The sequence below is a fragment of the Streptomyces echinoruber genome (assembly GCF_014651135.1).
Classification (GTDB): Bacteria; Actinomycetota; Actinomycetes; order Streptomycetales; family Streptomycetaceae; genus Streptomyces; species Streptomyces echinoruber.
Genome location: NZ_BMWH01000006.1, coordinates 152201 through 177330, shown reverse-complemented (window position 1 = coordinate 177330; position 25130 = coordinate 152201). Strand labels below are relative to the sequence as shown.

General features: G+C 75.6%; 27 protein-coding genes. 15 read left to right on the top strand and 12 right to left on the bottom strand.

Going from position 1 to position 25130, the window contains the following annotated elements; genetic code table 11:
• Nucleotides 1-174: 174 nt before the first annotated feature.
• Complete coding sequence (locus IE225_RS11245; RefSeq protein WP_308432477.1) at nucleotides 175-765, bottom strand: NAD(P)H-dependent oxidoreductase; 591 nt, start codon at nucleotides 763-765, stop codon at nucleotides 175-177.
• Nucleotides 766-791: 26 nt separating this feature from the next.
• Here IE225_RS11245 and IE225_RS11240 point away from each other — a divergent pair, with 26 nt between their 5' ends.
• Entirely contained in the window at nucleotides 792-1244 is a 453-nt protein-coding gene (locus tag IE225_RS11240; protein WP_190057277.1) for a hypothetical protein, read from the top strand.
• Here the strand turns inward: IE225_RS11240 and IE225_RS11235 are convergent.
• Both IE225_RS11235 and IE225_RS11230 read right to left on the bottom strand, forming a co-directional pair.
• A complete protein-coding gene (locus IE225_RS11235; RefSeq protein ID WP_190057276.1) occupies nucleotides 1231-1425 on the bottom strand; it encodes a ferredoxin in 195 nt (64 codons plus the stop codon). The two genes, IE225_RS11240 and IE225_RS11235, sit on opposite strands and share 14 nt — an antisense overlap.
• A 12-nt stretch (nucleotides 1426-1437) precedes the next feature.
• Complete coding sequence (locus tag IE225_RS11230) at nucleotides 1438-2643, bottom strand: cytochrome P450 (protein WP_190057275.1); 1206 nt, start codon at nucleotides 2641-2643, stop codon at nucleotides 1438-1440.
• A gap of 361 nt (nucleotides 2644-3004) precedes the next feature.
• On the opposite strand from IE225_RS11230, the gene IE225_RS11225 reads away from it, so the two are divergent.
• Nucleotides 3005-3454: a nitroreductase family deazaflavin-dependent oxidoreductase gene (locus tag IE225_RS11225; protein ID WP_190057274.1), complete on the top strand. Its 450-nt coding sequence runs from the start codon at nucleotides 3005-3007 to the stop codon at nucleotides 3452-3454.
• Between the two features lie 93 nt (nucleotides 3455-3547).
• Here the strand turns inward: IE225_RS11225 and IE225_RS11220 are convergent, their stop codons facing one another.
• Nucleotides 3548-4471, bottom strand: coding sequence for a cation diffusion facilitator family transporter (locus IE225_RS11220; protein WP_229879428.1), 924 nt, complete (start codon nucleotides 4469-4471; stop codon nucleotides 3548-3550).
• Between the two features lie 308 nt (nucleotides 4472-4779).
• Between IE225_RS11220 and IE225_RS11215 the strand changes: the two genes are divergently transcribed.
• Both IE225_RS11215 and IE225_RS11210 read left to right on the top strand, forming a co-directional pair.
• Entirely contained in the window at nucleotides 4780-5874 is a 1095-nt protein-coding gene (locus tag IE225_RS11215) for a glutathione S-transferase family protein (RefSeq protein WP_190057273.1), read from the top strand.
• A 66-nt stretch (nucleotides 5875-5940) separates the two neighbouring features.
• Entirely contained in the window at nucleotides 5941-6240 is a 300-nt protein-coding gene (locus tag IE225_RS11210) for a DUF4235 domain-containing protein (RefSeq protein ID WP_190057272.1), read from the top strand.
• 187 nt (nucleotides 6241-6427) lie between these two features.
• On the opposite strand, the gene IE225_RS11205 is transcribed toward IE225_RS11210, so the two are convergent.
• Nucleotides 6428-6820: a VOC family protein gene (locus IE225_RS11205; RefSeq protein WP_190057366.1), complete on the bottom strand. Its 393-nt coding sequence runs from the start codon at nucleotides 6818-6820 to the stop codon at nucleotides 6428-6430.
• 378 nt (nucleotides 6821-7198) lie between these two features.
• Here IE225_RS11205 and IE225_RS11200 point away from each other — a divergent pair, with 378 nt between their 5' ends.
• The 3 genes from IE225_RS11200 (at nucleotide 7199) to IE225_RS11190 (ending at nucleotide 9265) form a co-directional block, all read left to right on the top strand.
• Nucleotides 7199-7579, top strand: coding sequence for an anti-sigma factor antagonist (locus IE225_RS11200; protein WP_190057271.1), 381 nt, complete (start codon nucleotides 7199-7201; stop codon nucleotides 7577-7579).
• A 187-nt stretch (nucleotides 7580-7766) separates the two neighbouring features.
• Nucleotides 7767-8450, top strand: a complete 684-nt coding sequence (locus IE225_RS11195) for a DUF4230 domain-containing protein (protein ID WP_190057270.1) — start codon at nucleotides 7767-7769, stop codon at nucleotides 8448-8450.
• Nucleotides 8451-8638: 188 nt separating this feature from the next.
• A complete protein-coding gene (locus IE225_RS11190) occupies nucleotides 8639-9265 on the top strand; it encodes a VanZ family protein (protein ID WP_190057269.1) in 627 nt (208 codons plus the stop codon).
• Between the two features lie 94 nt (nucleotides 9266-9359).
• Here IE225_RS11190 and IE225_RS11185 read toward each other — a convergent pair whose 3' ends face one another.
• The 3 genes from IE225_RS11185 to IE225_RS11175 all read right to left on the bottom strand — a co-directional run bounded on the left by IE225_RS11185 (nucleotide 9360) and on the right by IE225_RS11175 (nucleotide 11528).
• Nucleotides 9360-9596: a hypothetical protein gene (locus tag IE225_RS11185; protein ID WP_190057268.1), complete on the bottom strand. Its 237-nt coding sequence runs from the start codon at nucleotides 9594-9596 to the stop codon at nucleotides 9360-9362.
• Between the two features lie 95 nt (nucleotides 9597-9691).
• Nucleotides 9692-10708, bottom strand: coding sequence for a DNA topoisomerase IB (locus tag IE225_RS11180; protein WP_190057365.1), 1017 nt, complete (start codon nucleotides 10706-10708; stop codon nucleotides 9692-9694).
• Nucleotides 10709-10718: 10 nt separating this feature from the next.
• Nucleotides 10719-11528, bottom strand: coding sequence for an SDR family oxidoreductase (locus tag IE225_RS11175; RefSeq protein ID WP_190057267.1), 810 nt, complete (start codon nucleotides 11526-11528; stop codon nucleotides 10719-10721).
• A 401-nt stretch (nucleotides 11529-11929) separates the two neighbouring features.
• Between IE225_RS11175 and IE225_RS11170 the strand changes: the two genes are divergently transcribed.
• The 4 genes from IE225_RS11170 (at nucleotide 11930) to IE225_RS11155 (ending at nucleotide 16459) form a co-directional block, all read left to right on the top strand.
• Nucleotides 11930-12598: an HAD family hydrolase gene (locus IE225_RS11170; protein WP_190057266.1), complete on the top strand. Its 669-nt coding sequence runs from the start codon at nucleotides 11930-11932 to the stop codon at nucleotides 12596-12598.
• Between the two features lie 200 nt (nucleotides 12599-12798).
• Nucleotides 12799-13980, top strand: a complete 1182-nt coding sequence (locus IE225_RS11165; protein WP_373303165.1) for an FUSC family protein — start codon at nucleotides 12799-12801, stop codon at nucleotides 13978-13980.
• Nucleotides 13981-14275: 295 nt separating this feature from the next.
• A complete protein-coding gene (locus IE225_RS11160) occupies nucleotides 14276-15250 on the top strand; it encodes an SDR family NAD(P)-dependent oxidoreductase (protein ID WP_190057265.1) in 975 nt (324 codons plus the stop codon).
• Between the two features lie 180 nt (nucleotides 15251-15430).
• Nucleotides 15431-16459: an SDR family oxidoreductase gene (locus IE225_RS11155; RefSeq protein WP_190057264.1), complete on the top strand. Its 1029-nt coding sequence runs from the start codon at nucleotides 15431-15433 to the stop codon at nucleotides 16457-16459.
• Nucleotides 16460-16614: 155 nt separating this feature from the next.
• Here IE225_RS11155 and IE225_RS11150 read toward each other — a convergent pair whose 3' ends face one another.
• Entirely contained in the window at nucleotides 16615-16887 is a 273-nt protein-coding gene (locus IE225_RS11150) for a hypothetical protein (RefSeq protein WP_190057263.1), read from the bottom strand.
• A 198-nt stretch (nucleotides 16888-17085) separates the two neighbouring features.
• Entirely contained in the window at nucleotides 17086-18375 is a 1290-nt protein-coding gene (locus IE225_RS11145; RefSeq protein ID WP_190057262.1) for an ROK family transcriptional regulator, read from the bottom strand.
• A gap of 320 nt (nucleotides 18376-18695) precedes the next feature.
• On the opposite strand from IE225_RS11145, the gene IE225_RS11140 reads away from it, so the two are divergent.
• The 4 genes from IE225_RS11140 to IE225_RS11125 all read left to right on the top strand — a co-directional run bounded on the left by IE225_RS11140 (nucleotide 18696) and on the right by IE225_RS11125 (nucleotide 23099).
• Nucleotides 18696-19190 carry an FBP domain-containing protein gene (locus tag IE225_RS11140; RefSeq protein ID WP_190057261.1) on the top strand — a complete coding sequence of 165 codons (495 nt, stop codon included), beginning with the start codon at nucleotides 18696-18698 and terminating at the stop codon, nucleotides 19188-19190.
• A 184-nt stretch (nucleotides 19191-19374) separates the two neighbouring features.
• On the top strand, nucleotides 19375-20628 hold the full coding sequence (locus IE225_RS11135) for an FUSC family protein (RefSeq protein ID WP_190057260.1): 1254 nt from the start codon (nucleotides 19375-19377) through the stop codon (nucleotides 20626-20628).
• A 68-nt stretch (nucleotides 20629-20696) separates the two neighbouring features.
• Entirely contained in the window at nucleotides 20697-21767 is a 1071-nt protein-coding gene (locus IE225_RS11130; RefSeq protein ID WP_190057259.1) for a hypothetical protein, read from the top strand.
• A gap of 114 nt (nucleotides 21768-21881) precedes the next feature.
• On the top strand, nucleotides 21882-23099 hold the full coding sequence (locus tag IE225_RS11125; protein WP_190057258.1) for a lactonase family protein: 1218 nt from the start codon (nucleotides 21882-21884) through the stop codon (nucleotides 23097-23099).
• 141 nt (nucleotides 23100-23240) lie between these two features.
• On the opposite strand, the gene IE225_RS11120 is transcribed toward IE225_RS11125, so the two are convergent.
• The gene (locus IE225_RS11120) at nucleotides 23241-24089 is read right to left on the bottom strand and encodes a pentapeptide repeat-containing protein (RefSeq protein ID WP_190057257.1); all 849 of its coding nucleotides are present in this window, start codon (nucleotides 24087-24089) and stop codon (nucleotides 23241-23243) included.
• Between the two features lie 133 nt (nucleotides 24090-24222).
• Complete coding sequence (sigJ, locus tag IE225_RS11115) at nucleotides 24223-25119, bottom strand: RNA polymerase sigma factor SigJ (protein ID WP_190057256.1); 897 nt, start codon at nucleotides 25117-25119, stop codon at nucleotides 24223-24225.
• Between the last annotated feature and the right edge of the window lie 11 nt (nucleotides 25120-25130).

Sequence of the window (25130 nt, the reverse complement as noted above, 5' to 3'; positions counted from 1 at the left end):
CGTGCGGCACGGGGTTCCGCGCCGCACGGACCGTCCGGGAACCGGGGCCGCGCCCCGCGCCACGGCCCGCGGAAGCGCGCCCCCGCGCCACGGCCGCTGCGGGCTCTTTCGGCAGCACCCCGGTGTCCGCCGTTCAGGCGGTGGCGAGCGCCGTCACCGCCTGCCGCGCGGCGGTCAGGGAGGCGGCGGCCAGGTGCTCCAGGCCGGCGAGCTGCGGCAGGACGTCGACGCGGGTGAGTTCGGCGGCCACCAGGTGCAGGTGGTGCGCCGGCCCGCCGAGGCGGGCGAAGTACGCCTTCCGGTAGGGCGTCTGGAAGTCGCAGTGCTCGCGCGGGGCGCGCCGGGACCGTAGCCGCCGCCGCGGGCCATGACCGCCACGACACGTGTCTCCCGCAGCGGGCTCCGCCCGCCGTCCGGGCCGGTGAACGCGTTGGGGAAGCTCACCCGGTCGATCCACGCCTTCAGCGCCGCCGGCACCGAGAAGTTGTCCATCGGCACGCCGAGCAGCAGCGTGCCGGCCGCCGCGACCTCCTCGGCCGGCGGTGCGGTCAGCGCCCACTCGCGCTCCTCGGCGGCGTCGCGCACCAGGGCGGGCACCTCGGCCGGCGGGACGAAGCCGGCCCGCTCCACCCGCCGCCCGAGCGTGGTGTACGCCGCCGTCAGCGCCGGCACCGGGGCGGCGGCCGGATCGCGGTACCGGTACCGCCCCGCCGGGTGCCGTTCGCGCCACACCGCGGCGAACCGGGCGGTCAGGCGCCGGGTCACAAAGTCGCCGGCCGTGTCGGCGCCGGGTGCGCGGCACGCCCGCCGTGCCGGAGGCGGAGCTGCGGCGGCAGCGGCGGGTGGTGGACGCCTTCCTCGCCGCGGCGCGCGGCGGCGACCTGGCGGGGTTGCTCGCCGTGCCGGCGCCGGACGTGGTGCGCCGGGCCGACCCGGCGGTGCTGCCGCCCGGGGCGCCGGCCGAGCTGCGGGGGCCCGGGCGGTCGCGAAGGGCACGGTGCTGCTGCGGGAGCGGGCCCGGCACGCGGCGCCGGCGCTGGTCGACGGCGAGGTCGGGGCCGTGGTGGCGCCGGGCGGGCGGCTGCTGTGCGTGCCGCGGGTCGAGGTCGTGGGCGAGCCGGGTGGCGGCGTACGAGGTGATCGCCGCCCCGGAGCGGCTGCGCCGGCTGAAGCCGGCGGTGCCCGGTCCGGCGGGGAAGGCCGCCGTCCGGGCACCCGGCCGCCCCGGGTTCAGCCCTCGGTGACGGTGATGGCGCCGACCGGGCAGGCCCGGGCGGCCTCGCGGACCATCGGGTCGCCGGCGCCGTCCTCGCGGCCGGGCACCAGGGTGCTGTAGCCGTCGTCGTCCTGGGTGAAGACGGCGGGGGCGGCCAGGGCGCACTGGCCGGCGCCGATGCAGCGGCCGGTGTCGATGTCGATGTGCATGGGCGGAGCCTCTTACCAGGTCACGGGGAGTTCCAGCATCCCCTGGATCGTGTCGCCGGGTTTGAACGGGATCTCCTCGGCCGGGACGGCCAGGCGCAGGCCGGGCAGCCGGGTCAGCAGCGTGCGCAGGGCGATCTCCAGCTCGGCGCGGGCCAGGTTCTGGCCCAGGCACTGGTGGATGCCGAAGCCGAAGGCGAGGTGGTGGCGCACCGGGCGGTGCCAGTCCAGGGCGTCGGGGTCGGGGTAGACGCGCTCGTCGCGGTTGACGACGGAGGTCGAGAACACCACCGGCTCCCCGGCCCGGATCGTCGTGCCCTCCACCTCGACGTCCTCCCGGGCCACCCGCAGCAGCCCGTCCGCGATCGACAGCAGCCGCAGCAGCTCCTCCACGGCGTCCGGCACCAGCCGCGGGTCGTCGCGCAGCTCGGCCAGCCGCTCGGGGTGCCGCAGCAGTGTGAAGGTGCCCAGCGAGATCATGTTGGCGGTCGTCTCGTGGCCGGCGACGAGCAGGATCAGCGCCAGGGTGACCAGTTCCGCCCGGTCCACCTCGCCCGGCATCAGCCGCTCGTGCACCAGCTCGTCCAGCAGCCCCGCCCCGGGCTCCTTGCGCTTGTGGTCGATCAACTCGCCCAGGTAGGACTCCAGTTGGCACCGGGCGTCCTCGACGTCGCGGGCCTCGGGGCCGCGCAGCAGCCGGCGCGACTGCGCCTCGAAGAACTCGTGGTCCGCGTACGGCACGCCCAGCAGGGCGCAGATCACCGTGGAGGGCACGGGCAGGGCGAACGCGCTCACCAGCTCCGCGGGCGGTCCCTGCGCGATCATGGCGTCCAGCAGGTCGTCGACGATGCGCTGGATGCGCGGCCTGAGGTCGGCGGTCCGTTTGAGGCTGAAGCCGGGGATCAGCATGCGGCGCTGGGCGCGGTGCTCGGGGTCGTCCACGCCGAGCAGCGCGGGACGGCGGCGGCGCAGCGCCGCGAACCGCGGGCTGGTCGCCGGGAAGTCCGGACGCATGCGGTCGGACGACAGCCGCGGGTCGGCGAGCAGCGCGCGGGCGGCGGCGTGTCCGGTCACCAGCCAGGCCGTGCGCCCGTCGAAGAGGGTGACCCGGGTCAGCGGGCGGGCGGCGCGCAGGGGGTCGTAGGCGGACGGCGGGTGGTAGGGGCAGGTGCGGTCCTGGGGGAAGGCGACGGGGCCGGGCTGGTGCGTCACGTCTGTCATGGATGACCTCGCAGGCTGTGGGGGGGGCGTGCCGCTGCTCATTAGATGCCCGGGGCATCCATCCGGCGACGCGAAGTTCGGCCAGATCGCGGACCCGCCGGATCTGGCCGAAGATCGTCGGTGGGTGCCGGGGGGTGCCGGGGGGTGCCGGGGGGGTGCCGGGGGGTGCCGGGGGGTGCCGGGGGCACGCTAGGCGCGCGGTCGCCTCCGGCACCGCTCCGCGCGCGGCGCGCCACCGCCCGGCCCGCCGTGGAGGAAAGCCGCGCGGCGGCGCGTTGAAGCGCCGTACGGGACAGCCCGCACAACGGGTCTTTACGACCGGCGGGCACCCGACGAGCAACCGACGAGGAGGACGGTGGCCATGCCTCTGGAGGGCGAGTACGAGCCGAGCCCGGCCGGGTGGGTGCGGGAGCAGGTGGAGCTGTACGAGAGGTCCGGCGGCACCGAGGGCACGACGCTGCGCGACACGGGACTGCCGGTGGTGCTGCTGACCACCCGGGGCGCCCGCAGCGGCAAGCTGCGCAAGACGCCGCTGATGCGGGTCGAGCACGAGGGGCGCTACGCGGTGGTCGCCTCGCAGGGCGGGGCGCCGAGGCATCCGCAGTGGTATTTCAACCTCAAAGCCGATCCCCGGGCAAAGGTGCGGGACGGGCCGGTGAAGCGGGACGTCGTCGCGCGCGAGGTCACCGGGGAGGAGCGGGCCGCGTGGTGGGAGCGGGCCGTGGCCGCTTTCCCTCCGTACGCCGAGTACCAGGAGCGGACGTCGCGGCGGATCCCGGTGTTCGTGCTGGAGCCGGCCGACGGCGGCTGACGCCCGGGAGCGGCTGGAGACGCCCGGGAGCGGCCGGATGGAAGGAATTTCCGCCCGGCGGGCATGAACCGGCGCCCGCCGGGAACGCGTGGGTCAGGCCCCGCCGTGTTCCCCCGTCGCGGCGGGGCTCTGCCGTGCCCCCCGCGCGGGCCGGTCGGTGACGTCGAGGAAGATCTGGTCCGCCTGCGGGACGGTGCGGGCGATGGAGCGCTTGATGCGCATGGAGATCTCCTCCACCCGCTCGCTGTCCAGGCCCGGCGCCAGGTCGATCCGGGCGGCCACCAGCAGCGACTCCAGGCCCATCTTCATGGTGAACAGCGCCTCGACGCTGTCGATCTCGGGCTGGGCCCGCAGCAGCGCCCGGATCCGGCCGCTCGCCTCCGGGTCGGCCGCCTCCCCGATGAGCTGGTCGCGGGCCTCCTTGCCGAGCCGGTAGGCGACGTAGACCAGGAGCACGCCGATCGCCAGCGAGGCGGACGCCTCCCACACGACCTGCCCGGTGGCCATGTGCAGGGCCATGCCGATGATCGCGAGGGTCACGCCGAACACCGCCGTGCCGTCCTCGGCGACGACCGTGCGCAGCGCCGGGTCGCGCAGACCGGCCGTGCCGCCCTGGCGGCGCACCTGGAAGACGGCGCGCAGCAGGGACACGCCCTCGGCGACGAGGGCGACGCCCAGCACGATCAGGCCCGCGACGTAGCCGCTGAACTTCTCCTCCGCGCCGCCCCGCAGCGCCTCGACGCCCTGGAAGAAGGAGAAGCAGCCGCCCATGACGAAGATGCCGACGGCCGCGAGCAGCGACCAGAAGAAGCGCTCCTTGCCGTAGCCGAAGGGGTGGCGCCGGTCGGCGGGGCGCCGGCTGCGGCGCAGCGCGGCCAGCAGGAACACCTCGTTGAGGCTGTCCGCCACGGAGTGCGCCGCCTCCGACAGCAGCGCGGGCGACCCGGCGAGGAGGCCGCCGACGGCCTTGGCGGCCGCGATGACCAGGTTGGCGCCCAGCGCCACCAGCACGGTCACGCGCGTCCTGCGGTCCGCCGCGCCCCCCTTGTCCGCACTGCTCCGACCGGTCGCCGCCCGGTCACCCGTGCGGGCGGTCTCCCGGCCTCTTCCCCGGTCCCTTCCCCGATCCGTTTCCCGGCACGTTTCCCGGTCCTTGTCCCGATCCCTGTCCGTCCTCTGCTCCGAAGGTGTGCCGCTCACGTTCGCCGGATGCCCCGGGCCGGTGCGGATCACACCGTGCCGCCGGCGGAAAACGGGGAACGCGTCCTGCGGGAAGAGATACGGCCGGGCCGGATACGGCCGCGGGCACACGGCGAGGAGGCGGCATGGGCGGCGACGCCGCAGACGGCGGCAACAGCGCGTACGGCAGGAGGCCCTTCCGGCGCTCCAAGGCGCACTTCGCGGACCGGATCACCGCCGACGGCCGGGACGGCTGGCCGGTGGAGGCGGGCCGCTACCGGCTGGTCGTCAGCCGGGCCTGCCCGTGGGCGAGCCGCGCCGTGATCTCGCGGCGGCTGCTCGGCCTGGAGGACGCCCTGTCCCTGGCGATCGCCGATCCGATCCAGGACGACCGCGGCTGGCGGTTCACGCTCGACCCGGGCGGCTGCGACCCGGTGCTCGGCATCCGGTTCCTCAGCGAGGCCTACGACCGGCGCGAGACCGGCTACCCGGGCGGGGTGAGCGTTCCGGCGGTCGTGGACGTGCCCAGTGGGAAGCTGGTCACCAACGACTACCAGCAGCTCACCCTCGACCTCGCCACCGAGTGGACGGCCCTGCACCGCGAGGGCGCGCCGGATCTGTACCCGCGGGCGCTGCGCGACGAGATCGACGCGGTGACGGCGGACGTCTACGAGGACGTCAACAACGGTGTGTACCGGGCCGGGTTCGCCACCGGGCAGGAGGAGTACGAGGCGGCCTGCACGGCCGTCTTCCGGCGGCTGGAGTGGCTGGGCCGGCGGCTGGAGCGGCGGCGCTACCTCGTCGGCGACACCCTCACCGAGGCCGACATCCGGCTGTTCACCACGCTGGTGCGCTTCGACGCCGTCTACCACGGCCACTTCAAGTGCAACCGCTGGAAACTGGCGGAGGACCGGGTGCTGTGGGCGTACGCGCGGGACCTGTTCCAGACGCCGGGGTTCGGCGACACGGTCGACTTCGACCACATCAAACGGCACTACTACCAGGTGCACACCGGCATCAACCCGAGCCGCATCGTGCCGCTCGGCCCCGATCTCGGCGGGTGGCTGACGCCGCATCACCGCGAGGAGCTCGGCGGCCGGCCGTTCGGCGACGGCACGCCGCTCGGCCCCGTGCGCCCCGCGGAGGAGGTACCGCCGCAGGGCCGGCCCCACGGCCCCGAAGGCCCCCGCCGGCCGGCCGCGGCCGGCCGACCGGCCGATCCGTCCGATCCGGTCGGCTGACCGACTGACCGACCGACCCGACCGCTCACTCCCACCGAGGACTTGTCCGTACCGAAGGAGGACCAGGTGGCCAGGAAAAAGAAGAAGCTCTCCCTCGCCTACCAGCCGCTCGGCTTCGCGCTGGGCTGGCTGAGCGGCGCGCTCGCGGGCAAGGCGTTCCAGGCGACGTGGAAGGCCCTGCGGCACGAGGAGGACGCGCCCGACGCCCTCGACCCCGAGCGCGGCTGGGGCGAGGTCCTGCTCGCCGCCGCGGTCCAGGGCGCCATCTTCGCCGTCGTCCGCAGCGCCGTGGACCGCACCGGCGCCAAGGCCATCCAGCGGTCCACCGGCGTGTGGCCCACGAAGGAGAAGGCCGGCCGCGACTGAGCGGGCGGCGGGGCGGCGGGGGCCGCACCGCGGGGCCGCGCACGGGACGCCGCCGCCCTCCGGCGGCCGTCCGGTGCGCGGCCCCTGCCGTGCCCGGCGCCGTCGGCCCCGCCGCTGCCGTGCCGGCGCCGTCAAGCCCCGCTGCTGCCGTGCCGGGGCGTCAGTCCCGCCGCTGCCGTGCGGGCCGTCAGCCCTGCTTCGGTGCCGCGGACGGGCCGAGGCGGATCGTGAACGAGTGGCCGGCGGGGTCGGCGTAGCCGCGCTCCTCGTGCGGCCCGGTGGGCTCCCTCGTCTCCAGGGGACGTCCGCCGAGGCCGACGATGCGGCGCTCGGCCGCGTCCAGGTCGGCCACCTGGAAGTCCAGGTGGGCCTGGAGGGAGTTCTCCGGGCGGGGCCAGCTGGGCGGGGTGGCGTTCACGTCGCGGCGGAGGGCGAGCCGGGTGCCGTCGGCGCCCCTGATCTCCACCCGGTTGGCCGTCGTGTGGGTCTCCTCGCCCTCCAGCAGCCCCTTGTAGAACTCGGCGAGCTTCTCGGGCTCGGCGCAGTCGAGCACGAGGAATCCCGCTGTCACCAGTGCCATGGTCTCCTCCGCGAGGTCCGGGGCGCGGGCGGTCGTGTCCCGCCGCCCGTACTCGTCCGGATATCCCGGCACGGCCGGTTCACTCGGCCACCGGACGTGTCCCGCCCCCGTGCACCTCTCCACTTCCTGATAGTTCGTCACTTCACGCGAGTGCGGCGGACGTTGGCGAAAGTCCTGGCAGGCGCTGCCGCGCTCCGGCGTGCCGCGCCCACCGCCCGCCGCTGTCCCGTAGCTGTCCCGTAGGACACGGACGAACTCGGCCGGAATTCAAAGACATATGACAATCGAACATGCTCAAATTCAGTCCGTCGAGGGTAACTTGCAGAGCGGGGGCGGTCATGCGCGTCCGGGCGCCCGCCGGTGGGAGGCGATGTCGTCGTGCAGCACGAACCCGCACCGCTCACCCGGCATCTGCGCGTCCACCGGGAGCGCGGGTACACGGTGCTGGAGTTCCACGGTGAGATCGACTTCGCCGCGGCCACCCAGATCGCCCCGTACCTGGACCGGGTGACGCAGCGGCCGGCGGCCCGGGTGGTGATCGACCTCGGCCCGGTGGAGTTCTTCGACTGCTCCGGGCTGCGCCTGCTGTACCGGGCCCGCACCCGGGTGCTGGGGGCCGGCGGCGAACTGCGGCTGGTGTGCACGCATCCGCTGACCCTGCGCGTGCTGCGGGTCACCGGCCTGAGCCGCCTGCTGCCGCCCCAGCCGACCCTGGAGGCGGCCCTGAACCTGCCGGAGACCATGTCCGGCCCCCGGTGACGCCCCCCGGCCGGCCGGTGCGCCGCCGGCCGGTCGTGCGCCGGCTCCGGGTCCGGCGCGGACCGTTCGTGCCCATGTACGCCCATGTACGCCCGCGTACGCCCGCAAGAAGGCGTATCCGGGGCCGCGGGCGGTCTGTTCGGGCCGTCGCCGGGCATGCGCAGGGGCAGGAAGGAGGACCGTCGCGATGACGACTTCCCTCAAGGACCCCGAGACCACCGGGCGTCCCGGGAAACGGCGCGTGCCCGGCTGGGTGAAGGCTCTCACCGCCCTGGTGGTGGTGCTGGTCGTGCTGTTCGCCGGGATCCGGCTGAGCCTGCTGCCGGGGCTCAGGGACCTGTTCGGCACCGAGACACGGGACCGCTCCGGTCCCGCCCTGCTGAAGTCCCTCCAGGACATGAGCCGTTACGACGCCGCCTCGGGCAACTTCCAGGTCGTCGTGGACCTGGAGAAGGACGCCAAGTACCTGCCCGACGCCATCCGCGGCACCCGCACCCTGTACGTCGGCGCGGGCACCGTGGACGCCTACGTCGACCTCGGCTCGGTGGGCGAGCGGGACGTGACGGTCGACGACGACCGCACGTCCGCCACGATCCGCCTGCCGCACGCGCGGCTCGGCAGGCCGGCGCTCGACCCCGACCACTCCTACGCCGTCTCCAAGCAGCGCGGGCTGCTCGACCGGCTCGGCGACCTGTTCTCCGACAACCCCAACGGCGAGCAGGCCGTGCAGAAACTCGCCGTCAAGCACATCGGCGAGGCCGCCAGGGACAGCGGCCTGACGGCACGCGCCGAGAAGAACACCACCGGGATGCTCCAGGGCCTGCTGCACTCCCTGGGCTTCAAGGAGGTGCACGTGACCTACGGCACCTGAGGCACCGCTCGCGCCGGCCGTGCGGGAGGGGCGGGCAGCACCACCGCCACGGCGCACGGCACGCCCGCGGGCGACCGCCCCGCGCACGGCGAAAGCAGCCGGGGACCACCGGTACGGGCGGCGGCATCGTCGGCCTCTTCGTGGGTAACCGGCGTACCACGCAAGGAAGTTGCCGACTGGAGGACCGCATGGCCCGCGCCGCCGCACGTGCCCGCACCGCCTTCCGTCTACGCGGTACCAAGACCGCGCCGCAGCCCGCACCACAGCCCCCGGAGTCGGCCGGGAGCCGCTCATGGCGCCGCGTCCTGCGCCGCCGCCCCGCCGCGCCCGCACCGGAACCGGAGCCCGCCGGGCGGCGGGGCCTGCCGTGGCCGGCGCGGCTGCTGGCGATGCTGTGCGCCTTCGTCTTCATGGTGGTGTTCGCGGTGGTGCTGGCCCGGCTCACTTTGGAGCCGTCCCCCGCGTCGGCGGCGCTGACCCACACCAACCTGCACCCGGGCCGCTCGCTGCGCGCCTACCTCGACCGGCCGGCGCTGCGCGACGCGGTCAAGCAGATCGGCGGCAACCTGCTGCTCGGCGTGCCGTTCGGCGTGCTGGTGCCGGTCGTCGCGCCGCGGACGCGCGGGCTGCTGCGGGTGCTGCTGCTGACGGCGATCGTGATGCTGCTGGTGGAGTTCGCCCAGGGGGCGCTGGTGACCGGGCGTGCCTTCGACATCGACGACGTCATCCTCAACACCGCCGGGGCGCTTGCCGGCCATCTGCTCCTGGGCCGCCGGCTCGGGCGGGCGGTGCACGCGCGGCGGCGGCACGCCTGAGGTCGCGAGGACACGGCCCGGCGAAGAGACGGCGCCCGGCACCGCCCCGCCGGGCGCCGCCGCGGTGCCGCACGGGGCGGGCCGGTGCACCGTCCTAGTGCGCCGCCCAGGTGAACTTGTCGCCCCCGACCCAGCGGATGACGTCGGGGTCGTCCAGGTCGTGGACGGGGATGCCGAACGCGGCGGCGGCCTCCAGGACGTCGGTGATCTTCCGGGCCTCGCCGACCACCTCTCCGTCGATCTCCACCACCCGGAACGGCGGGCTGCCCGGCTGCACGCCGAGCACCAGGATGCGCGGACGGGGGATGTGCGGGCTCGCGACTTCGGTCATGTCTCCGGCCTCCTCGTACGCATCCTGCGGGGAACGGGAGCCTCCTGGAACGCATCCAGAGTAGAACGGGACCGGGTCCGGCCGCGCGGCGCGTGTCAGCCCTCCAGCAGCTCCAGCACCGCGGCCTCCACGGCGCCCTGGGTCGCGGGACGCCCGAAGTGCCCGTGCTCGCCCAGCCGGGTGAGCACGGGGGCGATCGTCTCCCCCTGCTCGAACAGTTCGAAGACCCGCGGGTCGATGTAGGAGGCCCGGCACACCGCCGGGGTGTTGCCCAGGTAGCGGCTGACCTCCTTCACCGCCCGGCTGATCTGCCGGCGCCGCGCGGCGGGCGTGGCCCGGGCGTCCCGGGTGGTGACGGCGACGGCCACCGCGGCCAGCACCGTGGCGTGCCAGGTGCGGAAGTCCTTGGCGGTGATGTCGGTGCCGGCCAGCCGGCGCAGCGCCTCGTTCAGGTCGGCGCCGTGCAGGTCGTGCCAGGCGCCCCGCTCCCAGAAGGCCAGCAGCCGGTCCCCGCCGCGGCGGCGGCGCAGCAGCGCCCGTACGACGGCGTAGGCCTGTTCGTCGACGAGCGCCCGCACGAGTTCGGTGCCGCCCTTGGCCGGGTAGCAGAACGCGATCTCGCCGCGGCCGCAGGTGACGTGCTCGCGCAGCATCGTCGTCAGGCCGTAGGTCTCGTTCTGCCTGGTGTGCCGGTCGCTGCCGATGCGGAAGAAGCCCAGGCCGAGCAGGCGTACGGCGCAGGCGGTGACCCGGGCCCGGCTCAGGCCGCGTCCGGCGAGGTCGGCGGAGACCTTGGCGCGCAGCTCGGGCAGGGCGTGGGCGACCTGCCGCACGTGCTCGTGCTTGGCCTGCTCCTGCCGGGCGCGGAACTCCTCGTGGTACAGGTACTGGCGGCGACCGGCGTCGTCGGTGCCGACGGCCTGCAGGTGCCCGTTGGGCCAGGGGCAGATCCACACGTCCTTCCAGGCGGGCGGGATGGTCAGCGCGCGGATCCGGGCCAGCGTCCCGGGGTCGGTGAGCGGCTTGCCGTCGACGTCCTGGTAGCGGAAGCCGCGCCCGCAGCGGACGCGGGTGTACCCGGGCCGGTCGCAGGAGCTGGTACGCAGTCGCACGGCCATCGGCTCAGGGTCGCCGCCAGTCGTCGCCGGTCAGGTGCGAGCCGGCCATCGGGCCCATGCGCAGCATCCCGCCGTCGACGCTCCAGGAGGCGCCGGTGACGTACGACGCCTCGGGGCTCGCCAGAAACGCGATCACGGCCGCGACCTCGCGGGCGTCACCGGGCCGGCCCAGCGGCACGCCGGGGCGGTGCTCGGTGTGCACGTCGACGTCCTCCTGCCCGGTCATCGGGGTGGCGATCTCACCGGGCGCGACCGCGTTGACGGTGATGCCGTGCTCGGCGAGCTCCAGCGCCATCACCTGGGTGAGCAGGCCGAGACCGCCCTTGGCGGCGCAGTACGGCGCGGCGCCCACGCGCGGCTGGTGCTCGTGGACGGAGGTGACGTTGACGATGCGGCCGCCGTCGCCCTGCCGGATCATGCGGCGCGCCGCGCGCTGCCCGCACAGGAACGGCCCGGCCAGGTCGACGTCCAGGACGTGCCGCAGGTCGTCGAGGCCGAGTTCCAGGTAGGGCGTGGCGGTACCGGTGCCGGCGTTGTTGACCAGCACGTCGACGCGGCCGAGCCGCTCGCACAGCTCGTCGACGGTGTCGGCGGCCTCGGGCAGCCGGGTCAGGTCGACCTGGGCGACCTCGGCGCGCCGGCCGCGGGCGCGCACCTCCTCGGCGGTGCGGTCGGCGCCCTCCTCGTCGCGGTGCCAGGTGATGCCGATGTCCATCCCCGCCTCGGCCAGGCGGACGGCGGTGGCCCGGCCGATGCCGGAGTCGGACCCGGTGACGACGGCCACGCGTGTGGGGGAGTCGGTGGGGTCGGACATGCTGGCCTCCTCCGGAAGCGGATGTGCCGACGTGCCGGTGCGCCGGTGCCGGTGCTCCGGCGTGTCGGCTGTCGGCGTGTCGGCTGTCGGCGTGATACGGACGAGGCTTCGCAGTACCCGGGGGTGTAAGGGGCAAACCGGCCGCGGGTCCTGAAGGCGCGGCGGGAGCGGTGCCGTGCGGCCCGCGCGGCACCGGGGAACCCGGGCAGGGGAGGAGGGGGCGACGGATCCCCTCGAGGCGCCGGCCGGGCAGGTGCCCGGGTACCTGCGAGGGCCGGAGGCCGAGGCGGCGGCCGCCGGCCGGCGTGGCGGGCGGCTGACGTGGTACTTGGCCGTACCCGACCGTACGTGGCGTACCCGGCCGTATCCGGCTCGGGCAGCGCCGGACGAAAGGACTCCGGATGGATCGTGCCGCCGTCTTCGACGTGGACGGAACCCTCGTGGACACCAACCATCTGCACGTCGTGACCTGGTGGGAGGCGTTCCGGCAGGCCGGCCACCACGTGCCGATGCACGCCGTCCACCGGTCCGTGGGGCTCAGCGGCACCGACCTGATCGCCCGTCTGCTGGGCGAGGACCGCGACACCGGCCGGGACGCCGAACTCAACGCCGCGCACAAGGCGCTGTACGGGCAGTACTTCGACCGCCTGCCCGCCCTGCCGGAGGCGGCCCGGCTACTGCGGCGCCTGCACGGCGACGGCTGGAAGGTGGTGCTGGCCACCTCCGCGGGCGGCGCGGAGCTGTCCGCGCTGCGCCGCGCGCTCGACGCGGACGACGCCATCACCGCGACCGCCGGCGCCGACGACGTCGACGCGGGCAAGCCCGCGCCCGACCCGGTCCGGCACGCCCTGGACCTGGCCGGCGTGCCCGCCGAACGGGCCGTCTTCGTCGGCGACACGGTGTGGGACATGCGGGCCGGCAGCCGGGCCGGGGTGACCTGCGTGGCCGTCCTCTCCGGCGGCATCCCGCGCCGCGACCTGGAGGAGGCGGGCGCGAAGGCGGTGTACGACGACCCGGCGCACCTGCTGGCGGAGCTGGAGAACAGCCCCTTGGGCGACGTGCCGGGGTGACGGCCCGGCACGCGGACGCACCCGGCCACGGCACCCTGTCACGACACCCAGCCACGGCACCCGGCCACGGCACCCTGTCACGACGCCCGACCGCGGCACCCTGTCACGACACCCGGCCGCAGCACCCGGCCGTCGCGACGTGACGCATCCATCACGATCCGCGTGCTTGACACCCCCCGATCTTCGGATACCCGCATCGGATGATGCGCGCGAGGGAGACTGCGGGACGGGTGGCGGAGGCGGTGCGGGAGGAGGCGGCCGGCGTCGGGCGGGCCGCGCGGCGGGCCTGGCACGAGCCGGGCCGGGAGCGCGACCTGGTGGTGCAGTCGCTGAAGGCCGCCGGGGCGGCGCTGCTGGCGTGGCTGGTGGCGGCGGACTGGCTCGGCGACCCGATGGCGCTGATGGCGCCGTGGGTGGCGCTGGTGCTGGTGCAGGCCACCGTCTACTCCTCGCTGCGGCAGGCGGCACAGCAGTTCACCGCGCTGGCCACGGGCGCGCTGCTCGCGTCGGCCGCGCAGTGGGTCACCGGCGACACGCTGGGCGCGCTCGCGCTGTCCGTGCCGGTGCTGATGCTGCTGGCGAACTGGCCGCGCTTCGGCGACCAGGGCATCTACGCCGCCACCACCGCCGTGTTCACCCTCGCCTCCGGTGCCGTGTCGGCCTCCGCCGTCGGGCATCGGCTGCTGCAGGCGGCCCTCGGCGCGGTGATCGGGGTGGCGGTGAACGCGCTCGTGCTGCCGCCGGTGCATCTGCGGGACGTCCGGGAGAACCTGGCGGCGCTGGCCCGGGAGACGGGCGAGACGCTGTGCACGGTCGCCGCCGGCCTGCGCGACGGCGACTGGGACGCGTCGACGGCGGCCGGCTGGGCGCGGGCCGCCGACCGGCTGGAGCGGCGGCGGGAGGCGCTGCGCTCGGCGCGCGGCTGGAGCCGGGAGAGCCTCCGGCTGACCGGCGGCTGGCTGCGCGCCCTGCACCGGGTGCCGCTGCATCTCCCCGACGAGGCCGAGGACGAGCGGTGGGGCCGCGTCGCGGGGCACGTGACGGCCCTGACGCGCGCCCTGGTGGCCGCCGCCGACGACGCGCGCACGTCCGCCCCGCCCGCACAGCGCGCGCTGCGCGCCTACGCCGATCTGCTGGAGCTGATCGCCGGCTGCTGCCGCGCCGAGAGCGAGCGGCTGCTGCGGCGGCGGGACACCGCTCCCGTGGACGACCGTACGGGGCGGGCGCTGGAGGAGCTCCACCGCAACCTGCAGGACAGCCTGCGCGAGCACGCCGGGCGGAGTTCGGCGCGGACCGCGGTCCTGGGCACGCTGCTGCTGCAGGCGGAGAACATCTGGGCGGAGGCCGTCCCCGGCGACCGGCGGGAGAGCCAACCGCAGTGAGGCACCTCACCCCGAGCAGGCGCAGGTCGGGGAACACCGGACGACGCCGGCCACGTTGAACCACCCGTGGGTACGGAGGGGACAGTGTCCCCGGGCCTCACCCCTCGCCCACAGGGACGATCGTTCAGCTGAAGCCCTGTGGAGCCTTTCGCCGAGAGGCGACCGCCCTCCGTGCCCGCCCCCGAACGGCCCCGACCGGCCTTCCCCCGTCCGGTCGGGGCCTTTCCACGTCAGGGGACGTGCCGCGGGGCGTCGCCTTGACTTGGAGAGCGCTCGAATCCGTAGCGTTCCCGGCATGAACACGGACACGAATACCCCGCAGCAGAAGATCGGTTCCGGTTTCGGCCCGCGCAGCACCGCCGACGAGGTCCTGGAGGGCATCGACCTCACCAGCAGGCTGGCGATCGTCACCGGCGGCTACTCCGGTCTGGGCCTGGAGACCACCCGGGCGCTGACCCGGGCCGGCGCCCGCGTCGTCGTGCCGGCGCGGCGGCCGGCCGTGGCCCAGGAGGCGCTGGCCGGGCTGGACGGCGTGGAGGTCGACGCGCTGGACCTGGCCGACCTGGACAGCGTGCGCGGCTTCGCCGAACGGTTCCTGGCCTCCGGCCGCACCGTCGACATCGTCATCAACAACGCCGGGGTCATGGCGTGCCCGGAGACCCGGGTCGGGCCCGGCTGGGAGCTGCAGTTCGCCGCCAACCACCTCGGGCACTTCGCCCTGGTCAACCGGCTGTGGCCGGCGATCGCCCCGGGCGGCGCGCGGGTGGTGTCGGTCTCCTCGCGCGGCCACCACTTCTCCGGCATCCGCTGGGACGACCCGCACTGGCGGCACGGCTACGACAAGTGGCAGGCGTACGGCCAGGCCAAGACCGCCAACGTGCTGTTCGCCGTCCACCTGGACCGGCTCGCCCGGGACGCGGGCGTGCGCGCCTTCTCCCTGCACCCCGGCGGCATTCTCACGCCGCTGCAGCGGCACCTGCCGAAGGAGGAGATGGTCCGGCTCGGCTGGATCGACGAGGACGGCAACCTGCTGCACCCGGAGGTCTTCAAGACGCCGCAGCAGGGCGCCGCCACCCAGGTGTGGGCGGCCACCTCGCCGCAACTGGACGGCAAGGGCGGGGTGTACCTGGAGGACTGCGACATCGCCGAGCCCGCCCCGGCGAGCGGCGAGCGCGTCGGCGTGAAGGACTGGGCGACCGACCCGGAGCAGGCGGCCCGCCTGTGGCGGCTGTCGGCGGAACTGACGGGCGTGGACGCCTTCTCCTCCTGAGGGATCCGGCTCCCCCTGGTGCTCCGGCTCCTCCCGCGGGATCCCGCTCCTCTTGCGGGCCCGGCTCCCCCGCGGGGTCCGGGACCGGCGCCCGGCGCGGCGCGGGGCGCGGGCCGCGTGCCTCGCCGCCGGCCGGGGTACTCGGTAGCCCCTTCGTGGAACCGCCGAGAGGAGCCGCAGGTGAGCAGTGCAGCGGGCAGCAGGGTGGTGGTCACCGGCGCCACCGGCAACGTCGGCACGAGCGTGGTGCGGCTGCTGGGCGAGGACCCCCGGATCGCGTCGGTACGGGGACTGGCTCGCCGCATCCCGGACTGGTCGCCCCCGAAGACCGAGTGGTCCGCGGTCGACCTCTCCTCCGAACAGGCCGACCTGGTGAAGGAGTTCGCGGACGCCGACGCGGTGGTGCACCTGGCGTGGGCGTTCCAGCCCACGCACGACCCGGCCACGACCTGGAGCACCAACGTGCTGGGCGGCATCCGGGTGTTCGAGGCGGTGGCCGCGACCGGTGTGCGCACGCTCGTGCACGCCTCCTCGGTGGGCGCGTACTCACCGGGCCCGAAGGACCGCGCCGTCGACGAGTCGTGGCCCACGCACGGCTGGCCGGACGCCGCGTACTGCCGGGAGAAGGCGTACCTGGAGCGCGCCCTGGACATCTTCGAGCGTGACCACCCCGAGGTGCGGGTGGTGCGCATGCGCCCGGCGTTCCTGTTCAAACGGGAGTCGGCGAGCGAGCAGCGCCGCATCTTCGGCGGCAGGTTCCTGCCGGGCCCGCTGCTGCGCCCGGAGCTGCTGCCGTTCCTGCCCGACGTCCCCGGACTGCGAGTGCAGGCGCTGCACACCGAGGACGCCGCCCGCGCCTACCGGACGGCGGTGCTCTCCGCGGCCCGCGGCGCCTTCAACCTGGCGGCGGAGCCGACGGTGGACGCCCGGATGCTCGCCGAGATGCTCGGCGCGAAACCGGTGCGGCTGCCGCGTACGGCGGCCCGGTCGGCGATCGCCGCCGCGTGGGGCCTGCACCTGCTGCCGGCCTCCCCGCACCTGTTCGACGCGGTGCTGCGGCTGCCGCTGATGGACTGCACCCGCGCCCGCACCGAACTGGGCTGGGAGCCGGAGCACTCGGCGGCCGAGGCGTTGCAGGAGTTCCTGCGGGGCGTGCGGAACGGCGAGGGCGCGGCGACGGAGCCGCTGCACGCGGGCAAGGTCGGCTGACCCGGCCCGGGCAGGCCGAACGGGCGGGCCGGGCGGCCTGCCTGGTGCTGACCGGACGGCCTTCCCGTCTGCCCGGAGCTGACCGGACGGCCTTCCCGTCTGCCCGGTGCTGACGTACGGCCTGCCCGGTGCCGGAAGCCGCCGTGATGCCGCGGTCAGCCGGACGGCTCGTCCGGCAGCGGATGCTCCTGCTGCTCCGACACCGGCTGCTCCTGCCGGCCGGCGCCCGTCCGGGGAGCGCCCTGCCGGCCGGTGCCGCCCTCGTCGGTGTCCGGGACGTCGGTCTGTTCCTGGCCGCCGGTGCCGCCGGGGACGTTCTCGGAGGAGACCTCCCAGGGGTCCTCGCCGGCGCCGGTCTGCTGGTCGGGCAGGTCCCGCGGGATCGGCGTGCCGTTCTCGCCGGGGCCCTCGTCGCGGTGTGCGGCCACGGTGTCCTCCTTCCGAGGCTTTTGGGGTCCGGGTGTGCGGGATCCGGGGCTTCCGGATCCTCCAGGTCCTCCAGGTCGTCCGGGGCCTGCTCTCGCGGCCTGCGGCCGGTGGTGTCCGAACCCGGTGGTATTCGAACCCGGTGGTGTCCGAGGTGGTGTCCGAACAGCGCGGGTACCACCGCGGTGATCACCGAAACGTCAGTGCAGGGCCCGCTCCCCCAGCGCGGCGTGCCAGGCGGGCGGCGGGCTCGACGGGGCGGGCTCGGCGCGGCGGCCGCCGCGGGCGAAGAAGTCGGCGAGCGGCAGCACGGCGGCGCCGACGGTCACCGCGTCGGGCCCGAGCCGCCCCATGTCGACGGTCACCTTGCGGGCCGGGTGCCGCAGCGCGTACGCGGCGGCGTGCCGGCGGATCTCCGGCAGTAGCTGCGGGCCGAGGGTCAGACCGGCCCAGCCGCCGATGAGGATGCGTTCCGGCTGGAAGAGGTTGACCAGGTCGGCGAGGCCCGCGCCGAGGTACTCGGCGGCCTCCTCCAGCACCGCTTGCGCGGTGGGGTCGGCGGCGGTGCCGTCCGCCGGGCGGGCGGCGGCGGCCAGCGCGGCCAGCGCGGTCTCCTCGTCGGCGCCGGCGGGCGGCCGGCCGCCCTGCTCGCGCCAGCGGGCCAGCAGCGAGGCGGCGCCGGCGTAGGCCTCCAGGCAGCCGCGCGCCCCGCAGCGGCAGCGGCGCCCGCGCACCCGCACGGTCAGGTGCCCCCACTCCAGGGCGCGGCCGTGCTCGGCGTCCGGGGTGACCAGGCAGGCGCCTATGCCGGAGCCGAGCAGGACGACGACGGCGCTGCGGGCGCCGCGCCCGGCACCGAACCACATCTCGGCCTGGCCCAGGGTCCGGGCGCCGTTGTCGACGAAGCAGGGCACCGAGTCGGGCAGGCCGGGCCCGGCGCGCAGCAGCGCCTCCAGCGGCACCGCGTCCCAGCCGACGGTCTGCCCGTGCACGACGGCGCCCCGGTCGGGGGTGGGCTCGACGATGCCCGGCACGCCGATGCCCACGCCGAGCAGGCCGCGCGCGGCGACCCCGGTGGCGGCGAGGACCTCGGCGACACCGTCGCGGATGTGCCCGGCGACGGTGTCGGCGGCGTACGTCCGCTCGTCCAGGGGCCGTTCGGTGCGGGCGAGTTCGGTGAGGGCGAGGTCGAACAGCTCCACGCGCACCCGGGTCTCGCCGACGTCGACGCCGATGAGGTGGCCGCCGGCGGGCGAGACGCGCAGCAGGGTGCGGGGGCGGCCGCCATCGGAGCCGACGCTGCCGGCCTCCTCGACCAGCCCGTCGGCGATCAGCTCGGCGACGACGTTGCTGATCGATCCGGAGCTCAGGCCGGTCGCGGGGCCGAGGTCGAGGCGGCTGAGGGGGCCGTCGAAGTACAGCCGTTGCAGCACGGCCGCGCGGTTGCCCCGCCTGAGGTCGCGCACCGTGCGCCCGCCGCGCCCCGCCATGCGGCTCCTTCCGGACCCGTACCGCCCCGTCGATCACCTTCCGCCCGGGCACGATACCGCCGCCCGATCGCCGGACGCGAGCGCCCCGGCGCCCGGCGGCCGGCCGCCTTGCCGGCCGGGCGGACACCGAGGGCGACGCACTCGGGGCCGCGGTAGTCAGCGGTAGTCAGAGGGCGGCGCAACTCCGAGACGGTGAGGCCGTCGTCGCCGGTGTCGGTGCCGGCGAAATTCGCTGGCTCCCCTCCCTCCCGCCTTCCTACCCTAGGCGCTTGCCTAGAACCTCTAGGCGTATTCGCCCGGACAGCAGAAAGCCCTCCCTCATGAGACCCCTCACCGAGCAGGACATCCGCACCTCGTTCATCAACTGCTCGAAGGGCGAGGCCAAGCGCCTGCCGCTCCCCCGCGACCTCGCCGAACGCCCGTGGGACGACCTGGACTTCCTCGGCTGGCGGGATCCGGGCGCGCCCGAGCGCGGTTATCTCGTCGCCGAGCGGGAGGGCCGGCCGGTCGGCGTGGCGCTGCGCGTCACCACCGCGCAGCGCGGCTTTCTGCACCGCAGTCTGTGCTCGCTGTGCCTGACGGCCCATCCGCGCGGCGGCGTCTCCCTGATGACCGCGCGCAAGGCGGGCGCGGCGGGCCGCGAGGGCAACTCGGTCGGGCTGTACATCTGCACCGACCTGGCCTGCTCCCTGTACCTGCGCGGCCGGAAGGTCCCCGAGTCCGGTACGCGGTTCGAGGAGAGCCTGACCCTGGAGGAGCAGATCGCCCGCACCACGGGCAACCTCTTCGCCTTCCTCGACCAGTTGTCCCGCTGAGCCGGACACCGGCTCTCCGCAAGCCGGCGGACACCGGTTTTCCGGAAGCCGGATACTGGTTCCCGGAAACGTTTCCGGAAAACGTTCCGGGAAACCGCCCCCGCCCCACGAGGCGTCCACTGTTTCGTACGCGTATGTCCCTCCAGACGTTCACACGCCCGGAGAAGGGGAACAGTCGCTGACGATGCAAGATGTACGTGAGTGGTCGGTGTCCCTCCAGCGGTACGTGAAACGGCGCCGGGACCCGGCGGTGGTGCAGGCGCTGCGGTCCGCGACCGCGGCGTCGATCGCCTACGTCGTCGCGCTGCACCTCAGTCCGGAGCCCGCGCCGCTGACCGCCCCCCTGACCGCGCTGCTGGTCGTCCAGGTCACCCTCTACGCCACCCTCAAGACGGGCATCCGCCGCGTGAACTCGGTGGTGGCGGGCGTACTGGTCGCCATCGCCTTCAGCCAGTTGGTGGGCCTGACCTGGTGGAGCCTGGCGCTGGTGGTCGTGGCGGCGCTGGCCGTGGGCCACCTGGTGCGGGTGCACGAGTTCGTGCAGGAGGTGGCGATCAGCGCGATGCTGGTGCTCGGCGTGACCACCGTCGGCAGCACCGCGTGGGCGCGGATCGTGGAGACGCTGATCGGCGCGACGGTCGGCATGGTCTCCAACCTGCTGCTGCCGCCGCCGGTGTGGGTCGACGAGGCGGGCGAGTCGATCGAGGGGCTGGCCCGCCGGGTGCGGCGGCTGATGCTGCGCCTGGGCGAGGAGGCGGCCGGCCGCGGCACCCGCGTCGAGCGGACCACCGAGCGGCTGCACGAGGCGCGCCGCCTCGACCACGACATCGCCGAGGTGGACGCGGACCTGCGGCAGGCCGAGGACAGCCTGCGGCTCAACCCGCGGGTGCGGGAGGGCCTGCTGCACCGGGTGGTGCTGCGCACCGGCCTGGACACCCTGGAGATCTGCACGGTCGTGCTGCGGGTGCTCGCCCGCACCTTCACCGACCTGGCCAAGCAGCGCGATCCCGAACCACTGTTCCCGCCGCACATCGGCGAGGTCGTCGAGGAGCTGCTGTCGGAGGTCGCCGACGCGGTGGTCAGCTTCGCGGTGCTGGTCACCACCCATGTCAGCCGCAGCGCCGAGTCGGCCGAGGACCGGCTGGCCGCCGAGCTGCGGCAGGCCGCCGCCACCCGCGACAAGCTGGCCCAGCTGCTGCTGGAGGAGGTGCAGCGCGACGCCCGCCAGTGGCAGCTGCTGGGCGCCGTGCTGACCGAGGTCAACCGTATGCTGGACGAGTTGGACACCGAGCACCGCTCGCGCCGGCTGCTGGAGGAGCTGGACCGCCACACCCGGGAGCAGCGCGAGCGCCTGTCGCGCCTGTCCCGGCTGCGGGAGCGCGTGGGGCTGCCGCAGCGCCGGCGGGGGAACCGCGCACCGGCCGGCCGGCGTTCCTGAAGTCGAGGAAGTCGGTCCGTGTGGCCGTCGTCCGACGCCAGATGGGTACGACGTGAGGGGAGCGGCCGGTGGACGGCACGACGGTACGGGTCGACGGGAACACACTGCGGTTGCCGGGCGGGGTGGCGGTGCGCTTCGTGCGCACGCTGCGCCTGCCGGAGACGGGCACGCATCCGCTGCCGCCCGGGCTGGGCGAGTTCCCGCTGCGGCGGGTGAGCGACTTCCCGGACACCGCGCCGGAGCGGATGCGGGCCCGCGGCGGCGTGCTGCTGCCGATGTACCTGCGCGAGGCGATGTGGCTGAGCTTCGCCGGCACCGTCGAACCGGCCGCGCTGCAGGTCGGCGCGGGCAAGGTGTGCGCCGTGTCGGGTCGGCCGTGGAGCGACCGCCTCACCCGGGACCCGCAGAACTACCTCGTGCTGCCCCGGCAGCCGTGGCTGGACGGCATCAACTCCGGTACGGGCACGGTCCGTCAGTTCGTGGCCGTCCCGCTGGGCCTGGGTGCCACCGTCGAGGGCCAGGTCACCGGCGAGGAGGTGTGGGGCGGGGTGCAGGTGCAGTCCTTCCCGCTGCGGCCGGGGAAACTGGCCGCGTGGCGCGAGGCGCGCGCCGCGCAGGAGCGGGCCCGCAGGGCCGCCGCCCCTCCTGGGGGGTACGGCGGCGCGGCGTTCCCGATGGCGGCCCTTTCGGCTCCGGGGGCGGCCCCGCCGGCTCCGGGAGCGGCCCCCGCGCCGGCGGGCGGCCCGCCCCGGAGCCCCGCGTCGCTGGGTCTCGGCGTCGGCAGGTCGATGCGGCAGGAGGTGTACCGGGACGAGCGGCCGCCGGGCGACTGGGCCGAGGAGCCCGCCGGGCGGGTGTTCGTGCACCTGGTGACGCCGCCGGAGTGGCGCCGTATCACCGGCGAGGAGCCGCCGCCGTCACCGGTGGACCGCGCGGCGTACACGCGGGCCGGCCTGCCGTGGTTCGACTACTACGACCAGGACGGCGAGGACCTCTCCCCCGCCCCCGCCCTGGAGGCGGTCAAGCCGGTCGGCGACTGGCTCGGCGACGACCTCGACCCGTGGCAGCCGCCGTCCGCGCAGCAGATCACCCCGCTGAAGGACGCGCCGGGCAAACCGGTGCAGGACGGCTCGTGGTGAGCCCGCCGCGCCGGTCGCGCGGCAGGTGACACCGCCGCCCACGGGTTTGCGCCGGGCGGCCCGGACGGGCGAAGGTGTCCGGGACCGGGTGGCCGACGACCTGAGGTGCAGCGCATGGGCGGCGGGGTGGAGGAAGCGGCGGCGCACGGCGGCTGGAGCAGGCGCCGTGCCGCCGGGGCGCTCGCGGGACTGACGGCGGCGGTGCTCGTGTCCGCCTGCGACGCGGACCGGGCGGCGCCCGCGCGCCCGGCGAGCAGCCCGCGCCCCGGCACGGCCCCGCCGCGCCGCGCCGCCGGACCCTCGGGGCCCCGCCCGCTGTACCTGGGCACCTACACCTTTGCCGAAGGCGGCGGCAGCGGCATCGCGCTGGCCGCCTACGACCCGGCGACGGGCCGGATCACGCACCGGGGCACCCTCACCGGCGTCCCCGACCCGTCGTACCTCGCGGTGCACCCGGACGGGCACACGCTGTACGCCGCCCAGGAGCGGCCCGAGGGCGCGGTGACCGCGATCCGGCTCGCCGACCGCAGGATCCTGGGCACCCGCGCCACCGGCGGGGCGGGCACCTGCCACCTGTCGGTGCACCCGGGCGGGCGCTGGCTGCTGAGCGCCGACTACACCTCCGGCAGCGTGGCCGTGCACCCCGTCGACGGCTCCGGCCGGCTCGGCGAGCGCACCGACCTGGTGCGGCACACCAGCCCCGCGCCCGGCCCGGGGCAGCAGGGACCGCACGCCCACCAGGTGATCACCGGCCCGGACGGCCGCCACGTGCTCGCCGTGGACCTGGGCACCGACACCGTGTACACCTACCGCCTCGACGAGCGGGCGGGCACGCTCACCGAGGTCGCCCGGGCGCACACCCGGCCGGGCGCCGGACCGCGGCACCTGACCTTCCATCCCGGCGGGCGGTACGCCTACCTGGCCAACGAGAGCGACGACACGGTCGCGGTGTGCGCCTACGACCCGGACAGCGGCCGCCTGACCATCGGCGCGCCGCAGTCCACGGGCAGCGGGGCCGACCCCAACTACCCGGCGCAGTTCGTGGTGACGGCCGACGGCCGCCACGCGTTCCTCGCCAACCGGGGCGACAACACCATCGCCCGGTACGCCGTCCACGCGGCCGGGGCCCGGCTGGAGCTGCTGGGCACCGTGCCGGTGGCCGGCGACTTCCCGCGGCACCTCGCCCTCTCCCCGGACGGCGGGCTGCTGTTCGCGGCCAACCAGCGCTCCGGCGGCGTCAGCGTCTTCCATGTCGACGGCGCGAGCGGGGCGCTGCGCCTCGCGGGACGGCCGTTCCCCTCACCCCTCGCCGCCTGCGCGCTGCCGCGGTAGGCGGTGCGCGGGGCGTCCGCGCGTCCGCCGGGCCGGGCGGGGAGGCGTGCGGGCGCCGGGCAGGGAGGCGTGCGGGCGCCGGGCAGGGAGGCGTGCGGCGCCAGGGCGGCGGCGCACCGGAAAAGGCGCGGCACGCGGCCGTCAGCTCTGCGCGGTCCAGTGCGCGGGCCGGGCGAGCGACGCCGGCAGCCGGGTGTTGGCGCTGCCGCGGGCCGCGTCGAGCTGCGGCTGGGTGAGGAAGAACGCACCGGTCAGGTCGGCGTCCGTGAGGTCCGCATCCCGCAGGTCGGCGCCGATGAGGTCGGCGCCGGTCAGGTCGGCACCGGTGAGGTCGGCGGCGATGAGGCAGGCGCCGCGCAGGGTCGCGCCGCGCAGGTCGGCACCCTTCAGGCGGGCCCCGGCCAGGTCTGCGCCCCGGCGGTCCTTCCTCCGGCCCGGCCGGCCGCCGCCCGGGGTCGCGGCCGCGCGGATCAGTTCGCTGGTGCGCAGCAGCAGCGCGTCGACCCGCCGCCGGTGCGCGGCCACGTCCAGCGCGGCGAGCTCCGCGGGCGTGCCGAGGGTCAGGCGCTCGGTGTCGGCGAGCGCGCGGCGCAAGTCGGGGTGGACGGGGCGGGCCGCGGGCAGGGTGAGCGCCTCGGCGAGGTACCACAGCATCTCGTGCAGCTGCCGCATCACCGGGAAGACGGTGAACATCTGCCGGGCGTGCCCGGGCGGCCCGCCGCGCCAGTCGCGTCCGCCGAAGGTGACCTGGGAGACCTTCTGGCCGGCACCGAAGCAGTCGTAGACGGTGCAGCCGGTGAAGCCGCGCCGCCGCAGCACCGCGTGGATGCCGCAGCGGTGGTCGCCGCCGAGGTGCGGGCAGGGCGTCCCGGCCGGCTTGTCGAGGGCGAAGTCCGCCGACGCGGCGAACGGGAGGGCGACGCAGCACAGCCCGAAGCACCGCGCGCAGTCGCCCCGCAGCGTCTCTCGGCCGGACGTTCGATCAGGCATGGGCTCCACCCTACCGACCGGGGCGGCCCGGACCGTCGCGGGCCGCCCGAACCGGTCCGGGCGGCCCGTACCGGTTCCGACGGCCCGCACCGGTTCCGGCGGCCCGCACCGCCGCGGGAACGCGCCGCCCGGTTCAGCCGGTGGACTCCGGCAGTTCCAGGCGGGCCAGCCGCTCGGGGTCGGCCAGGATGTACAGGCCGGTGATCCGGTCGTCGGCGACCGTGGCGGCCGTGACCGACAGCGGCCGCCCCTCGCTCACCGTGACCAGCCCCACCGCCCCGTTGACCAGTACGAACCGGGCCAGGTGGGCGTAGTGGCGGAAGACGAACGCGTTCTCCGCCACGGGCCGGGCGCCGCGCACCAGCTTGGAGGCGGCCGCGCCGCGCGCGAGGACACCGGAGTCGGCGCGCAGCACCACGTCCGGGTCGAGGACGCCGAGGAGCGCCTCGAAGTCGCCGGCGCGCGAGGCGGCCAGGAAGGCTTCCAGCGCCCTGCGCTGCCGCCTGGGGTCGGGGTCGGCCGACGGGGTGGCCTCGCGCACCCGGCGGCGGGCGCGGCTGGCCAGTTGCCGGGCGGCGGCCGGGGAGCGCTCCACGATCGGCGCGACGGTGTCGAACGGCACGGCGAACAGGTCGTGCAGCACGAACGCGACCCGCTCGGCCGGTTCCAGCGTCTCCAGCACCACCAGCAGGGCGAGCCCGACCGAGTCGGCCCGCAGCGCCTCCTGCTCCGGATCGGTCCGCCCCAGGGGCCGCAGCACGGGGTCCGGGACGAAGGTGTCGTCCATGGGCTCCTCGCGGCGCGCGGCGCGCGAGCGCAGCAGGTCCAGGCAGACCCGGCCGGTGACGGTGGTCAGCCAGCCGCCGAGGTTGCGGACGTCGCCGGTGTCCGCGCTGCTGAGTCTCAGCCAGGTCTCCTGGACGGCGTCCTCCGCCTCGGTCAGGGAGCCCAGCATGCGGTGGGCCACCGCCTTCAGGTGCCCGCGGTGCTCCTCGAAGCGCTCCGCCGGCTCGTCCGTGCCCGTCGTCATGCGTCCCTCCT

Bases quoted from the DNA above. Each gene is read 5' to 3' on its own strand.
- IE225_RS11235 (WP_190057276.1), bottom strand. From the start codon at position 1,425: ATGCACATCGACATCGACACCGGCCGCTGCATCGGCGCCGGCCAGTGC.
- IE225_RS11230 (WP_190057275.1), bottom strand. From the start codon at position 2,643: ATGACAGACGTGACGCACCAGCCCGGCCCCGTCGCCTTCCCCCAGGAC.
- IE225_RS11225 (WP_190057274.1), top strand. From the start codon at position 3,005: ATGCCTCTGGAGGGCGAGTACGAGCCGAGCCCGGCCGGGTGGGTGCGG.
- IE225_RS11215 (WP_190057273.1), top strand. From the start codon at position 4,780: ATGGGCGGCGACGCCGCAGACGGCGGCAACAGCGCGTACGGCAGGAGG.
- IE225_RS11205 (WP_190057366.1), bottom strand. From the start codon at position 6,820: ATGGCACTGGTGACAGCGGGATTCCTCGTGCTCGACTGCGCCGAGCCC.
- IE225_RS11195 (WP_190057270.1), top strand. From the start codon at position 7,767: ATGACGACTTCCCTCAAGGACCCCGAGACCACCGGGCGTCCCGGGAAA.
- IE225_RS11190 (WP_190057269.1), top strand. From the start codon at position 8,639: ATGGCCCGCGCCGCCGCACGTGCCCGCACCGCCTTCCGTCTACGCGGT.
- IE225_RS11185 (WP_190057268.1), bottom strand. From the start codon at position 9,596: ATGACCGAAGTCGCGAGCCCGCACATCCCCCGTCCGCGCATCCTGGTG.
- IE225_RS11175 (WP_190057267.1), bottom strand. From the start codon at position 11,528: ATGTCCGACCCCACCGACTCCCCCACACGCGTGGCCGTCGTCACCGGG.
- IE225_RS11170 (WP_190057266.1), top strand. From the start codon at position 11,930: ATGGATCGTGCCGCCGTCTTCGACGTGGACGGAACCCTCGTGGACACC.
- IE225_RS11165 (WP_373303165.1), top strand. From the start codon at position 12,799: ATGATGCGCGCGAGGGAGACTGCGGGACGGGTGGCGGAGGCGGTGCGG.
- IE225_RS11160 (WP_190057265.1), top strand. From the start codon at position 14,276: ATGAACACGGACACGAATACCCCGCAGCAGAAGATCGGTTCCGGTTTC.
- IE225_RS11145 (WP_190057262.1), bottom strand. From the start codon at position 18,375: ATGGCGGGGCGCGGCGGGCGCACGGTGCGCGACCTCAGGCGGGGCAAC.
- IE225_RS11140 (WP_190057261.1), top strand. From the start codon at position 18,696: ATGAGACCCCTCACCGAGCAGGACATCCGCACCTCGTTCATCAACTGC.
- IE225_RS11135 (WP_190057260.1), top strand. From the start codon at position 19,375: ATGCAAGATGTACGTGAGTGGTCGGTGTCCCTCCAGCGGTACGTGAAA.
- IE225_RS11125 (WP_190057258.1), top strand. From the start codon at position 21,882: ATGGGCGGCGGGGTGGAGGAAGCGGCGGCGCACGGCGGCTGGAGCAGG.
- IE225_RS11120 (WP_190057257.1), bottom strand. From the start codon at position 24,089: ATGCCTGATCGAACGTCCGGCCGAGAGACGCTGCGGGGCGACTGCGCG.
- sigJ (WP_190057256.1), bottom strand. From the start codon at position 25,119: ATGACGACGGGCACGGACGAGCCGGCGGAGCGCTTCGAGGAGCACCGC.